The 16,217-nt window shown below is 48.9% G+C and carries 8 protein-coding genes; all 8 read left to right on the plus strand.

The window, feature by feature from the left end:
- Window position 1 precedes the first annotated feature (1 nt).
- Window positions 2-2,062, plus strand: coding sequence for a beta-galactosidase (locus DWX62_RS01045; RefSeq protein ID WP_035447046.1), 2,061 nt, complete (start codon window positions 2-4; stop codon window positions 2,060-2,062).
- 22 nt (window positions 2,063-2,084) lie between these two features.
- Window positions 2,085-5,192, plus strand: a complete 3,108-nt coding sequence (locus DWX62_RS01050) for a glycoside hydrolase family 2 TIM barrel-domain containing protein (protein WP_117588734.1) — start codon at window positions 2,085-2,087, stop codon at window positions 5,190-5,192.
- 57 nt (window positions 5,193-5,249) lie between these two features.
- Entirely contained in the window at window positions 5,250-6,866 is a 1,617-nt protein-coding gene (locus DWX62_RS01055; protein WP_117588735.1) for an alpha-L-fucosidase, read from the plus strand.
- Window positions 6,867-6,880: 14 nt separating this feature from the next.
- Window positions 6,881-9,271 carry a TIM-barrel domain-containing protein gene (locus DWX62_RS01060; RefSeq protein WP_057256301.1) on the plus strand — a complete coding sequence of 797 codons (2,391 nt, stop codon included), beginning with the start codon at window positions 6,881-6,883 and terminating at the stop codon, window positions 9,269-9,271.
- A gap of 49 nt (window positions 9,272-9,320) precedes the next feature.
- Window positions 9,321-12,161 carry a family 43 glycosylhydrolase gene (locus DWX62_RS01065; RefSeq protein ID WP_229031904.1) on the plus strand — a complete coding sequence of 947 codons (2,841 nt, stop codon included), beginning with the start codon at window positions 9,321-9,323 and terminating at the stop codon, window positions 12,159-12,161.
- Window positions 12,161-12,445, plus strand: a complete 285-nt coding sequence (locus DWX62_RS22115) for a hypothetical protein (protein ID WP_070100546.1) — start codon at window positions 12,161-12,163, stop codon at window positions 12,443-12,445. The genes DWX62_RS01065 and DWX62_RS22115 overlap by 1 nt, the downstream gene beginning before the upstream one ends.
- A 137-nt stretch (window positions 12,446-12,582) precedes the next feature.
- Entirely contained in the window at window positions 12,583-15,264 is a 2,682-nt protein-coding gene (locus DWX62_RS01075; RefSeq protein WP_009037727.1) for a DNA gyrase/topoisomerase IV subunit A, read from the plus strand.
- Window positions 15,265-15,325: 61 nt separating this feature from the next.
- On the plus strand, window positions 15,326-16,180 hold the full coding sequence (locus tag DWX62_RS01080; RefSeq protein ID WP_005830316.1) for a DUF3316 domain-containing protein: 855 nt from the start codon (window positions 15,326-15,328) through the stop codon (window positions 16,178-16,180).
- Window positions 16,181-16,217 lie beyond the last annotated feature (37 nt).

The following is a 16,217-nucleotide window of genomic DNA, read 5'->3' on the forward strand; positions in this document are numbered from 1 at the left end:
TATGAAAAACAAAAATTACTTTATTCTATTAGTGTTGTTTTTAAGCGCTTTACAAATAAAAGCGCAGTATTCATTCGACAACGTGCTTTATGGTGCAGCCTACTATCATGAATATATGCCCTATGAGCGACTGGATGAAGATATCCGGCTGATGAAAAGAGCCGGCCTGACAGTAGTGCGCGTTGGAGAATCTGCCTGGGGAGTATTTGAGCCGCAAGAAGGAAATTTTGAATTTGAATGGATGGACCGCATTCTGGACAAGATGCATGCAGCAGGAATCAAAGTCATCTTGGGAACTCCCACCTATTCCATTCCTGCATGGCTGGCATACAAACACCCGGAAGTGCTGGCAGAACACGCCAAAGGAAACAAAGCCTATTATGGAATCAGACAGAACATGGATTTTACAAACCCGACCTACCAATTCTATTGCGAACGGATTATCCGCAAGATGCTGGAAAGATATGCACAGCATCCGGCAGTCATCGGGTATCAAGTGGACAACGAAACAGAAGCGCGCGGAGTAAACAACAGAGACTATTTCTTCGGATTCAGGAACTACATCAAACAGAAATTCAACAATGACCTGAATCTGCTTGCCAAGGAATGGGGAATGAACTACTGGGGAATGAACATCAACACCTGGGAAGAGTTCTATCCGCGCGATGGAGTGACAAGCCCCTCGTACAAGAATGAATGGGAACGCTATAACCGGAAGGAAGTGGCCGATTTTCTGAATTGGCAGTGCGACCTTGTAAATGAATACAAGCGTAAAGACCAATTTGTCACCCACTGCTTTATGCCCGACTTCCATAATATAGACCAAGTGGAAAGTTTCAGGCAGATGCAATATCCTGCCATCAATGTCTATCACGATGTACAGGATAAACAAGACGGCCAGCGCATCGCTTATGCCGGTGACTTCGTGCGCACCGTGGCCGACAACAATTACATCGTCATGGAAACCAACGCACAAGGCATCGGCTGGGATGCCCGCACCCAGTTTCCTCCCTACGACAACCAGTTGCGGCAGAATGTGTACGCACATTATGCTTCCGGAGCCAATATGGTGGAATACTGGCACTGGTCTACCCTGCACTACGGGCAGGAGACATACTGGCGAGGCGTGCTGGGCCATGACCTCCAGCCCAACCGCATATACAAGGAATTCACCACCACCGCCAAAGAGTTGGAAAGAATAGGCAGCCACATCGTGAACTTGAAAAAGAAAAACCGGGCAGCTATCCTCTACAGTCATGATTCTTATCATGCTCTCGGCTTCATGCCCTACACTTACAAGAGCAATTATCCCATTGATATGGTGCATAAAGCCCTCTATTTCCAAAACATAGAAACGGACATCATCCCTTGTGACAAGACAACCGATTTCAGCGGATATGACATGCTTGTCATTCCCCCTTTGTATGTGGCTACCGACCAATTGCTATTAGCCATTGATGAATTCGTACAGTCCGGCGGACACGTGGTAATGATGCACAAAAGCGGTTACTGCAATGAGCACTCCGCAGTTCGGGCCACCTTGGCTCCCGGGCCGCTACGCAAAGCCTGCGGCTTCCATTACCAGGAATTCTCCACTATCGGTGACTTATCATTAAAGGATAACCCCTTTCAATTAGAGGGAAAGAACCAGATAAGCGACTGGTATGAATTCCTGATTCCCGAGACAGCCACCCCGTTGGCTTATGCAGAGCATCCGTTCTTCGGCAAATGGCCCGTTGTCACCGAAAACAAGTATGGCAAAGGCAAACTGACCTACATAGGAGCCTACCCTTCGCAGGAATTGCTGAATGCCATCGTGCGAAAGGCAGCCATCCATGCCGGTATCATCTCTTCAGAGAGCGACGTGTTCCCCATCATACAGCGTTCGGGAATAAACAAAGCCGGAAAAGCCATCCGTTACTTCTTCAATTACAGCAGCGAGAGCAAAGAAATCACTCATAACTATCCGACGTCCAAAGAGCTGATTTCCGGCAAGACTGTAAAAGAAGGAGACCATGTAACATTGCCCCCCTGGGGAGTTCTCATCATGGAAGTTTATTGACCATCAGAAAACATGAGAAAAAATGAGAAAAAAGATATTTGCCTTTCTATTGCTAAGTGCCCTATATGCCGGCGCCCAAGAAGTTCCGGACTGGGAGAATCCTATTGTAGTCGGCATCAACAAAGAGCCGTATCATGCCACACTGACATTGCCTTCGCAAAAAGCCGATTGCAAAGAAATCATATCCCTGAACGGCAAGTGGCGATTCCAATGGTCTGCCGACCCGGGAAAGCGCCCGGCCGACTTCTACAAGAATGATTTCAATACCGACACATGGGATACCATCATAGTACCGGGAGCATGGCAATTGCAAGGTTATGGGAAACCTATCTATTCCAACGTAAACTATCCCTTCCAGAAGGATGCACCCAAAGTGACAAGCGAGCCTCCCGCCGAATATTACAGTTACGGGCACAGAAATCCCACAGGCTCTTATGTCACCACGTTCGAAGTGACGCTCGATATGAAAGACAAGTGCCTATACCTTCACTTTGAAGGAGTAAAATCGGCCATGTATGTCTGGGTAAACGGAGAGCGGGTAGGCTACAGCCAGAATTCGATGTCGCCTGCCGAGTTTGACATAACCGAATTTGTGAAGAACGGAACCAATCGTCTGGCAGTGGAAGTGTATCGGTGGTCGGACGGCAGTTATCTGGAAGACCAGGACATGTGGCGGCTTAGTGGAATACTCAGGCCGGTAGAGCTATGGGTACGTCCCCGGACAAATATCCGGGACTATAGGTTCAGCAGCGACTTGTCGGACGACATGCGTTCAGCTACATTCGGAACCGAAATTTGGATAAGAAACCAGACCGACCGCAAAGTAAAAGACCTGACCGTAGAAATAAACCTGGTGGGGAAAGACAATAGAGGAAATAAACTCGACAAAAAAATGGTGGCTCCCGTAGGTACTATTCAGGCCTTTTCTGAAACGAGCGTCACACTGTCCGAAATGCTCCGGGAGCCTCAACTATGGTCTGCCGAAAAACCGCATCTATATGACATCCACATCAAGCTTCGCAGGAAGAATGAACTTTTGGAATCGTTCGAATACCATTGGGGCATACGGAAAATAGAAATCGCGGGAGACGTCTTCAAAGTCAACGGGAAAGCCGTCAAGCTGAAAGGAGTGAACCGTCACGATTTCCATCCCCGTATGGGATTCTTTGTCGACAGCCGGACGATGGAGAGAGATATCCGGCTGATTAAACAAGCCAACATCAACATGATACGCACGTCCCACTATCCACATCTGCCATTGCTGTACGAGCTATGTGACAAGTATGGAATCTACGTAATGGACGAAGCGAACCACGAAAGTCATGCCTACGGCTTGGGGAACAAAGTATTAGGGGACAACCCGCAATGGACACTGGCCCATGTGGACAGAGCAGCGGCCGTGGTGGAAAGGGACAAGAACCATCCGTGCATCCTGTTCTGGTCATTGGGCAACGAGGGCGGAAGCGGTGCCAATTTGCGAGCCATGGCAGACACAGTCCGCGCCTTAGATTCCACCAGGCCGATATACGACGATACAGACCGCACCGTATCCGACGTCTATGACGAAGCCTATCTGCATCCCGACGCTTTGAAGGAACTTGGCGAGAAAATAACCGACCGCCCCGTATTCATGAGAGAGTATGCCTACGCCATGGGAAATTCCATCGGCAACCTCAAGGAGTATTGGGATGTGATTGAAAAAGACGAGAGTATCATCGGAGCTGCCATTTGGTGCTGGGTAGACCAAGGCATTCCTAAAAAGCTTAACGGTGCACCGTTAAGTTTCGGCGAGAGCCCCTCGTCACTCCCATTACTGCCTGATGAATTCTGGGCGTATGGAGGAGATTTCGGGGACTATCCCAACGACGGTCCCACCGGCATTAACGGGCTGGTATCTCCCGACCGGGTGCCTCACCCCCACTACTATGAGGTACAAAAAGTATATCAATACATCAAGTTTGAAAAGAAGGGAACGCGGCAAATCAAATTGACCAACGGGTATGCGTTTTCCGATTTGGATGAGTTCGATTACAGCTATGAGTGGATATGTAACGGAAAGGCAGTAAGCAGCGGCGACCTCCAGTTGTCCGAAGGGAATCTGCTGGAGGTACCTTCAAGACCGGATAAGTGTGGGGAACTTTGCCTCAATGTATATGCCACGTTGAAGGAATCCACGACGTGGGCAGAGAAGGGCTTCAAAGTTGCCAAGGAACAACTTACGTATCATGACTATGAATTCCCACAATTGAAGGATGACGGCGGGAAGGCCACGTTTAAGGAGACACCCGAAGCGGTGGAAATTATAGCCGCCGATGCCTTGTTCACCATAGAAAAAGGTACCGGTGCTTTGGTGAGTTGGCGAGTCAAGGGAGAAGAGTTGTTGTACAGTGCCTTGGAACCCTATTTTTGGAAACCGGCAAATGACATTCAGGTCCGCAACGGCTACAATGAACGTTTGAGCGCTTGGAAAAATGCAGAGCAAAAACGTATCGTAAAGGCATACCAAGCAACCGTAAACGATGGTATGGTGATAGTGGATGCCAGTCTCTCCCTCCCCCGGATAGGAGCCGGTTACCATCTCCGCTACACTGTGGACGGCAAAGGCCGCATACAAGTAGAAGCAACCTATCAGCCTGAAAAGGAAGATATTCCGCTGATGCCCAAATTCGGTATGCGCATGAGAATGCCCTCGGCGCTGAATCGGATAGCCTGGTACGGACGCGGCAAGTTCGAGAACTATCCCGACCGCAAGAGCTCCGCTTTCCTGGGAGTCTACGAGTGTGGCATACACGAATTTATCACGAACTACATCGTACCGCAAGACAATGCCAACCGGTGCGATACACGCTGGTTCATGCTGGGAGACAGTGAGCGATGGAAAATACAAGTCAAAGGCCTGCAACCCCTATGTTTCCGTATATGGCCCTACGGGGAAGAAGACCTGGAAGGGAAAGAACATGCGCACGAACTGCCCGAACGCGACTTCATCAACCTGAATATCGACTCCAACATACACGGAGTAGGTGGAAACGACGGATGGGGCGCACAGACCATGAAGCCATACACCATTGACGGCAATCGCTCCTACCGATATGGGTTTATCATGGAGTATATGGACAAAACAGAATAATCCGTTCATCAATGTATTCAAAAAGGAAATAAACATTTTGTAAACAACAATAAAGGTATGAAAAGAAACATCTTTAAAACAATTCTCCTATCTGCCTGCATCCTGCAAGGGGGCAGTGCATTGGCACAACAAGAGAAAGCAGAACCGGGCAAGTTCTCACCCACCTGGGAGTCATTGTCCCAATACGAAGTGCCCGAATGGTTCCGCAACGCCAAATTCGGCATATGGGCACACTGGGGTCCGCAATGCCAACCCGAAGCCGGCGACTGGTACGGTCGTGGCATGTACGAAGAGGGCGGTGCTGCCTACAAGTGGCACTTGGAGCATTACGGACATCCTTCGGAATTCGGCTTCAAGGATGTAATCAACGAATGGAAAGCCGAGAAATGGAATCCGGAGAGGCTGGTAGCCCTTTTCAAGAAAACCGGTGCCCGATATTTCTTTGCCATGGGTAATCATCACGACAACATGGACTTGTGGGATAGTAAATACCAATCATGGAACTCCGTCAACATGGGCCCCAAGCGAAACGTACTGGGCGAATGGGAGAAAGCGGCCCGCAAAAACAAACTGCCCTTCGGTGTCAGCATCCACTCCTCCCATGCTTGGACATGGTATGAAACTGCACAAGGAGCCGACAAGAAAGGCCCATACGCAGGAATCTCCTACGATGCCCGCGTAGTGACTAAGGAAGACGGCAAGGGAAAATGGTGGGAAGGCTACGACCCGCAAGAGCTATACGTACAGAATCATGCCCTGAGCGGACATGCTTGGGTGGCATGGGACTGGCCCGAAGGAACCTCTGTCCCCCCGCAGAGTTACTACGACAACTTCTTCGACCGCACAGTGGACATGATAAACAAATATCATCCCGACCTGGTCTATTTCGATGACAGCGTACTCCCCTTCTGGCCCATCAACGATACGGGGCTGAAAGTCGTGTCGCACTACTATAACCAGAACATGAAGCTTCACAAGGGCAATCTCAATGCTGTAGTCTTCGGAAAGAAGCTGGAAGCTAAACATAAAGAGGCCATCGTATGGGATGTAGAAAAAGGGGTTCCATCGGAATGCCAGGACAAGGCGTGGCAAACCTGTAGTTGCCTCGGTACTTGGCACTATAACCGCTCTGCTTACGAAGACAACTGGTATAAATCAGCCGGGACCGTCATCCACATGCTCATTGACATCGTCAGTAAAAATGGCAACCTATTACTAAGCGTACCAATGAAAGGAAACGGCACCATCGACGACAAGGAAGAAAAAATTCTGGAAGACATAGCCGCCTGGATGGAGGTGAACGGAGAAGGAATATTCGACACACGTCCCTGGTGTATTTATGGTGAAGGTCCCTCCACAGAAACAGCAATACCTTTGGACGGAGCAGGATTCAACGAAGGCAAGAACGCACCCTACACTTCTGCCGACATCCGGTTTGTGAAAAAAGGGAAATACTTGTATGCCCATATCATGAAATGGCCCTCAGACGGAAAAATACAGATAAAATCACTGGCTACCGGCAGTCCCTACTGCAAAGGAGAAATCGAAAAGGTAGAATTATTAGGAGGCGGAAAGGCAAAGTTCAGAAGAACTTCCAAAGGCTTGCTTATTGACCTTCCCAAAGACAAGACACCCAATCCTATTTCTTTGGTACTGAAAATCACTAACCGTTAAACTGCTGATATTGTATGAAAAAGGGATTTTTTTTAAGATTATTTGTCCTGCTGATGCTGACATTTTTCATAGCAGAACAAGGCAGAGCACAAACCTACCAACGCACCTCACAAGGCATAAAAAGCACTGTGCAAGGTATAAATATAGATATTAGCTTCTTCTCTCCTGTCACAGTGAGAATCTTAAAATCGCCTGACGGCTGGAAGTATACCAAAGAAAGCTTGTCGGTCATCGGGCAACCGGAAAAAGTAAAACTATCCGTCTCTTCGAAAGGGGGCATATTGACTATCAAAAGCCATCAGCTTACAGTCCATCTCAACGAAGAGACCGGACAAATAACTTTTGCCTCTTCCGATGGAAAATCGCTGTTGCAAGAACAAAATAAAGGTGCACGTTTTGATGATTTCAACGATGCCGGCACAAAAACCTTCAGCGTTTATCAATCGTTCACCTTAGAGAAAGACGAAGCTATTTATGGATTGGGACAATTGCAAAACGGCAAAATGTCGCAACGTAACCAGACCAAACGCCTTATCCAAGACAATCTTGAAGATGTGATTCCCTTCTTCCAGTCCGTCAAAGGCTACGGTCTCTTTTGGGACAACTATTCGCCAACCATCTTCAAAGACAATCAAGAAGAGACATCCTTCCTTTCTGAAGTCGGCGACTGCATTGACTACTATTTCATGTACGGCGAAAATGCCGATGGAGTAGTTGCCCAGATGCGCTACCTCACAGGACAAGTGCCCATGTTTCCATTATGGACATATGGATTCTGGCAAAGCCGTGAACGCTACAAAAGCCAAAAAGAGATTGTTGGCGTAGTGCAAAAATACCGCGAACTGGGTGTGCCCCTCGATGGAATTATCCAGGATTGGAGATACTGGGGAAGCAACTACCTGTGGAACGCAATGGATTTTTTGAACGAAGAATTCTCCGACCCCCAAAAAATGATGGAAGACATACACGGAATGAACGCCCACATTATTATCTCCATTTGGTCAGCTTTCGGACCACATACCAAACCCTATCGCGAGTTAGACAAAGGGAACATGCTCTTCAACTTCCGCACATGGCCCGAATCCGGTTCCGAGAAGTGGCCTCCCAATATGGACTATCCATCCGGTGCCCGCGTGTACGATGCCTACCATCCGCAAGCACGCGACATCTATTGGAAGTACCTGAACGAGAACCTACGTTCTGTGGGTATAGACGGCTGGTGGATGGACTCTACCGAACCCGACCATTTTCACCCCATTCCTGAAGATTTTGACACGCCCACCTATTTGGGGTCATTCCGTAAAGTACGCAATGCCTACCCTTTAATGAGTGTAGGTGGAGTGTACGACCACCAGCGTGCCGTAACTTCAGATAAACGCGTATTTATCCTTACCCGCTCAGCCTTTGCCGGCCAGCAACGTTATGGTGCCAATACATGGACAGGAGATATCACAGCATCATGGGAAGTTTTGGAGAAGCAAATACCTGCGGGATTAAACTTCTCACTATGTGGCATTCCCCATTGGAACAGCGATATCGGCGGATTCTTCCTATGGCAATATCCCTTGATGCTGGATGACCCGGATTATCGCGAGCTTTATGCCCGTTGGATACAGTTCGGTACATTCTGTCCCATGATGCGGTCACATGGGGAAGGTGCTCCCAGAGAAATCTATCAATTCGGCAAAAAAGGCGAGCCAATATACGATGCGATTGAGAAATACATTCGGTTACGCTACAGTTTGTTACCATACATCTACACAACTGCCTGGGAGGTAACTGCCAATCAGTCCAGCTTCATGCGTGCCTTGGCAATGGATTTTGCCCACGATCGCAACGTGTGGAACATCCACAATCAGTATATGTTTGGCAAATCCCTATTGGTATGCCCTGTAACCCAACCCATGTATACCCAAACAGTTTCGGACACCATCCGTGTAGAAGATTTCAGTACCGTTAAGTCTATACGAATATATCTGCCTAAAAATACGGAATGGTATGATTTTTGGACCAATCAGAAACACTCCGGCGGACAATATATCGTGAAAGATACCCCTATTGACATTTTACCACTTTATGTGAAAGCAGGTTCCATCCTGCCAATAGGTCCCGAAGTGCAGTATAGCACCGAAAAATCATGGGACAACTTGGAGATAAAAGTGTATCCCGGTTGTAACGGCGAATTCACACTTTACGAAGACGAGAATGACAACTACAATTATGAAAAAGGAATGTACAGCACCATTACGATGAAATGGAATGACCGTACTCGCATGCTCACTATTGAAAATCGGAAAGGAGAGTTTTCCGGTATGTTGAAAGAACGGAAATTCAACATAGTAACTGCTGATGGCGCAAAAAAGGCAGTGGCTTATAATGGGAAAAAAGTAACGGTTAAAATGTAATGGTTTCTAAAAACAGCTATTAATTTGCATTATGGAAATAAATACTCGTATGAAAAAATACCATCATTATCTTACCCTTTTAAGTTTATTTATGCTGCTCGGCATCCTGAAATTGCAAGCAGCGATACAACTCCCTGCCATATTTTCCAACCATATGGTGCTACAACGTAACTCAGAACTTACTTTCTGGGGATGGGGTATTCCGGGAGAAACAATTTCCATCGCCCCCGAATGGATGAAAGGAGAAATAATCAAAACCCAAGTCAATAATACGGGGAAATGGTCAGCCCGTGTACCTTCCGGCGAAGCCGGCGGACCTTATGAGATTCGTTTCAGCGGCTCGTCAGAAGTAACCTTGACCGATGTCATGCTAGGCGAAGTTTGGCTGTGCAGCGGACAATCCAATATGGAATGGAGCGCCAACCACGGCATAAAGAACGGAGACGAGGAAACGGCAAATGCCCATTGTCCCAATCTCCGAATTTTTCACGTGGCCAGAATAGCCGCCCCGTTCCCTCAAGAAAACTGTTTCTCGCAATGGACACAGTGCACGCCCGAAACGATGCGCAGCACGAGTGCCCTGGCCTACTTCTTCGGCCGCAACATCCAGGAAGAGCTGGACGTGCCGGTAGGAATCATCGTAGCCGCATGGGGCGGAACCACCGCCGAGACATGGACGCCCCGCGAATGCGTAATGAGCGACCCGGTCTTGTGCGACTATCCGTATGAATCCAATCCTTGGTTTCCGGCTGAAACAGGCACGTTGTACAACAGCATGATTTATCCCGTGATGCCCTACGGCATTGCCGGATGCATCTGGTATCAGGGAGAAGCCAACCAAGGCCGTGCCAGCTCCTACGCCCGGGTGATGCAGCGGCTGATAGGCTCGTGGCGTACCGGATTTAACAAGGAATTCCCATTCTATCTGGTCCAGATAGCCCCCTTCCAATACCACTCCAAAGACAACGGACCGGCACTGCTACGCGAGCAGCAGGCCATGTTGCCCGAAATGCTGGACAAGGTCAAGATGATTACCGTGTCAGATTTGGTGGACAATGTGCAGGACATCCATCCACGTGACAAAAGAAGCGTAGGCAAACGTCTCGCCAATCTTGCACTGGACGATACATACCATATATATGCAGGCCCCTATAAAAGCCCGGTCTTTGAAAGCGCCTGCCGCAAAGGCAACCATGTGACAATCTCTTTCAAAGACATAAAGAACGGACTGGCCGTACACGGGAAAAGGATAGAGGGGCTGATGATGGCCGCAGCCGGCCAGGAATGGCAAGAGGCCCGGGCCAGGATAGACGGGGGAAAGCTGATTGTCCCGGTAAAAGGAATCGAAAGCCCGGTTTCCATTCGCTACTGCTTCAGTGACGCTGCTCAAGGCAACCTTTTTTCAACGGAAGGCATCCCCTTAGCCCCCTTCCGGGCAGACAGCATTGCCTCTTCTGAAAACATTCCGGTTTCTACAGACAGCGCTTTGGAAGAATCTTTTGAATTCTCGCCCAAGTTCTCTACCGGCAATGCCAATCCCCTTCTCGACTTCCAATACATGGCCGACCCCACAGCAGTGGTGCACGACGGCCGCATTTATGTGTACGGCACTAACGACCACCAGCAATATGATGTAGTGGGCCGTAACGGGAAAAACACCTATCAGCACATCCATTCGCTGACGATGGTCTCTTCTGACGACATGGTGAACTGGACTTATCACGGAGTAATCAATGTAAAGGCTCTGGCTCCCTGGGGAATGGCTTCGTGGGCACCTTCCATCGCTTCGCGCAAGGAGGCCGACGGCAAAACCCACTTCTATCTGTACTACTCCAACAGCGGTTCCGGTGTAGGTATGCTGACTGCCACTTCCCCCGTGGGGCCCTGGACAGACCCATTGGGCAAATGTGTGGTAGACGGTAATACTCCAGGACTCGGCAAGTGTAAAGCTCCCTTCGATCCGGGAGTAGTCATCGACGACAAGGGCATCGGCTGGCTCTCCTTTGGCGGGGGCGACAGCGACGACTACATTCCCGGAGACGCACGCATCGTGCGGCTGGCAAATGACATGAAGACGCTGGACAGCGAAATAGTTGAAATAAAAGCGCCATACCACTTTGAAGCAAACGAACTGAACTATCTGAACGGCACTTGGATTTACACCTACAACACCAACTGGAAGAACCGGGATGCATGGCCCCACAAGGATATAGACAAGCCGAGCCGGTGCTGCATGAGCTACATGACGAGTCGCACGCCACTTGAGACAGACAGCTGGACCTATCGGGACAACTACTTCAAAAATCCCGGCGACTATGGCATGTCCGACAGCAACAACCATACACATCTGGTAAAATTTCAAGGGAAGTACTATCTCTTCTACCACTCACTGGGCTTGCAGGACAGCCGCGACCTCAAAGTGGGTGTCCGCAGTATCTGCGTGGAAGAAATAGAGGTGGACGAAAAGGACCTCACTATCCACATGGGCACAGCCACAGCCAAGGGCGTTTCACAAATCAAGCCTCTCGACCCGTTTGCGCAGCAACAGGCCGAGACCACAGCCGCCACACGCGGCGTTGCCTTTGAACCTACCGGACAGACAGGCAACATGTCTGCCGTAGGAAACAAGAGCGGACAGGCCATCTGTGTCCGCGGTGCGGAATTCCCGCAATCACCTCAAGCCATACAGATGAAGATAAAAGGGAAAGGCTCCATCGAAATACACATGGACAGTCCAGACGGTCCGCTCCTATCCACCTTGACCTTTGATACCGATACGTGGCAAACATTGACAAAGCCGTTGGACAAACGGATAAAAGGCAAACACGACATTTACTTCGTATTCGGGAACGGAAAGTTCTTATTTGACGAATGGAAATTCACAAAATAATGAATCCGTCGGCAGAATCTGCCCAGTATCTCTTCACCCTTGTGATGATATCGCTGCACAATTCGAGCCAACACACAACAAGCCAGCAAGTTACTTTGCCAGCGTTTTGCCACCATATTGGCAAAGTTTTGCCATGCCTTTGGCAAAGCTTTGCCAATGTGGTGGCAAAACCTTGCCAACTTGTCGGCAAGAAAGACAAAAGCAACATCGCTGTCCGCAAAGAGGCGGAAGCACGTCCTCAATATAATTCCGCTAACGGGAAAGAGACAGATTGGTTCCATTAACGGGCAGAAGTTTTAAAAAATGGGAAGGATTTGGCACAATAGTTCCGCGCAAATTCTCATTTATCGAACAAAAATTGTATTTTTGCCTGCGACTGAAAAATCAGTAATATCATAGAATAGACAATTCCCGAACAAATATGAGCGAAGATTTTGAAGCACCGAAAGATGATTTGGACAAGGAACTCCCGGCCGGGAGCGAAGAACACTCGGATTACAAACCTGCGGACGCAAAGGATGCCAATATAAAGCACCAACTGAGCGGCATGTACCAGAATTGGTTTCTGGACTACGCCTCATACGTTATATTGGAACGTGCCGTACCCCATATCATGGATGGTCTGAAACCCGTACAGCGGCGTATCCTCCACTCCATGCGCCGCATGGAAGACGGGCGCTACAACAAGGTGGCGAACATCGTAGGACATACCATGCAGTTCCATCCGCACGGTGATGCTTCTATCGGCGATGCTCTGGTACAACTGGGACAAAAGGACTTGCTCGTGGATTGCCAGGGAAACTGGGGTAACATTCTGACGGGTGACAGCGCCGCTGCCCCCCGTTATATCGAAGCACGTCTCTCCAAGTTCGCACTGGACGTGGTATTCAACCCCAAGACCACCGAATGGAAACTCTCTTATGACGGGCGAAACAAAGAACCGGTTACACTACCGGTAAAATTCCCACTGCTGCTTGCACAAGGTGTGGAAGGTATTGCCGTAGGCCTGTCATCCAAAATATTACCACATAACTTCAATGAGCTGTGCGATGCTTCCATCAGCTATCTGCACAACGAAGAATTCAAGCTGTACCCCGACTTCCAGACGGGAGGCAGTATCGATGTATCCAAATACAACGACGGTGAACGTGGCGGTGCGATACGCGTGCGCTCCAAAATAGAAAAGATAGACAACAAGACACTTGCCATTAAGGAAATTCCTTACGGGAAAACGGTGGCCAGTGTATGCGACTCCATCGTAAAGGCCAGCGAAAAAGGAAAAATCAAGATACGTAAGGTAGAGGACCTAACATCCGGCAGTGTGGAAATATTAGTGCATCTAGCCCCGGGTGTATCATCCGACAAGACCATCGATGCCCTCTATGCCTTCACCGACTGTGAAGTGAGCATCTCTCCCAACTGCTGTGTCATCGACGACCAAAAGCCCCACTTCCTCACCGTGAGTGATGTATTGCGCAAATCAGTCGACAACACATTGGCACTGCTACGCCAGGAACTGGAAATCCGTAAGGGAGAGATACTGGAAAGCCTGCATTTCGCTTCACTCGAAAAGATATTCATTGAAGAACGTATTTACAAGGATAAGGAGTTTGAACAAGCCAAAAACATGGATGCCGCCTGCGAACATATCGATGAGCGCCTGACTCCCTACTACCCGACTTTTATCCGCGAAGTGACCAAGGAAGACATCCTCCGGCTGATGGAGATAAAGATGGCACGTATCCTCAAATTCAACTCCGACAAGGCAGAGGAACTGATAGCACGCATGCGAAAGGACATAGAGGAGATAGACTGCCATCTGGCAAACATCGTGGAATATACCGTCGACTGGTTCCGTATGTTGAAGGACAAGTACGGCAAAGCCTTCCCCCGCCGCACGGAACTGCGTAACTTCGACACCATCGAAGCAACCAAAGTCATCGAAGCCAACGAAAAGCTGTACATCAACCGCGAAGAGGGTTTCATCGGAACTGGATTGAAGAAAGACGAATTCATAGGCAACTGCTCGCCCATAGATGACGTGATTATCTTCTTCCGCGATGGAAAATATATCATCACACCGGTGGCCGACAAGAAGTTCGTGGGCAAGAATATACTTTATGCCAACATTTTTAAGAAGAACGACAAACGTACCATCTACAATGTCTGCTACCGTGACGGCAAGGAGGGGACAAGCTATATCAAGCGTTTTGCCGTCACTTCCGTGGTGCGTGACCGCGAATACGATGTGACGCAAGGTACTCCCGACTCCCGTATCACCTACTTCACCGCCAATCCCAATGGAGAAGCTGAAATCATCAAGGTAACCCTGAAACCCAATCCCCGTGTACGCCGTATTATCTTCGAGGAGGATTTCAGCAACATCAATATCAAGGGACGGCAGGCCATGGGAAATATACTCACGAAACTCCCCGTACACAAGATAGCCTTGAAACAACGTGGAGGCTCCACGCTGGGTGGACGGAAAGTCTGGTTCGACCGTGATGTGCTACGTCTCAACTACGACGGGCGCGGAGAATATCTCGGAGAATTCCAGAGCGAAGACACCATCCTTGTCGTACAGAACAGCGGAGAGTTCTATGCCACCAACTTCGACTTGAACAATCACTATGACGATGGCATACGCGTATTGGAGAAATACGATCCGAACAAAGTATGGACCGCCGTACTCTACGATGCCGACCAGCAGAACTATCCTTACATCAAGCGTTTCTGCTTCGAGGCAACCGCCCGCAAGCAAAACTACTTGGGAGAAAACAAGAACAGCAGCCTCATTCTGCTGACAGACGAGTGCTACCCGCGTTTAGAGGTGGTGTTTGGCGGCCACGACAATTTCCGAGAGCCGATGGTGGTGGAAGCCGACGAATTCATCGCCGTGAAAGGCTTCAAAGCAAAAGGTAAGCGCCTGACCACCTATACTATAGAAACCATCAACGAGCTGGAGCCTACCCGTCAACCGGAACCCTCGCAGAAAACCGAAGAGCAGGAAACGGATGAAGAACCGGAAATTCTGGACCCCGACCACGGTAAAAGCGAAGGGGACATACTGGACGAGATGACAGGACAGATGAAACTCTTTTGATGAAGGACGGAAATGAAGTATTAGTGGCTAACGATTACTAATTTGTAATTGATAATTTAATATGTACATATACAAGATAATAATCCTATGCGGACTGCTCTTGGGAAGTGTCGGACTGAAAGCACAAGAAGCACAATGCAGCATCGACCGGAAGCTACGGGCTGACTCCACCAACCGTAACCGTATTATCACCCGTGCCACCATGTATGGTGTCGGCTTCACCAACGTGTTCGACACTTATCTTTCACCTCAGGAGTATAAGGGAATCGATTTCCGTATCTCCCGCGAAAGCATGCGGATGACACGGTTGATGGACGGCAACGTGTCTCTGCAAACTTTCTTCCAGGCAGACTTGGGATATACACACAACAAAGTAGACAATAACAATACATTCTCCGGACTGGCCAACTGGAACTACGGCCTGCATTATAATTTTCCAATCACGGGCAATTTCAAACTGCTTGCCGGAGGAGTCGGCGACTTCAACGGTGGCTTTGTCTATAATCTGCGCAACGGAAACAACCCCGCCCAAGCACGTGCCTATATCAACCTTGCCGCATCGGGAATGGCTATTTGGGACTTGCGCATCAAGAACCGTCCCATCACACTACGCTATCAGGTAAATCTTCCCTTGGCAGGTATCATGTTCATGCCCAACTATGGACAGTCCTACTACGAGATATTTACGTTAGGACATTGGGACGGAGTAGTGAACTTCACCTCCCTGCACAACCAGCCCTCTCTGAGACAAATGCTGACCGCAGACTTTCCGGTGGGACGTGCCCGGATGCGTTTCGCTTACATATGGGACGCACAACAGTCCAAAGTAAATGAAATAAAGACACATACTTACTCGCACGTATTCATGGTGGGGTTCGTAAAGGAACTCTATCTGTTTCCTAACAAGAGAAAGTAAAAAGTGACAAGGTGATAAACGATAAGATGATAAGGAT

It is taken from the genome of Bacteroides sp. AF20-13LB (assembly GCF_003603065.1).
Lineage (GTDB): Bacteria > Bacteroidota > Bacteroidia > Bacteroidales > Bacteroidaceae > Bacteroides > Bacteroides uniformis.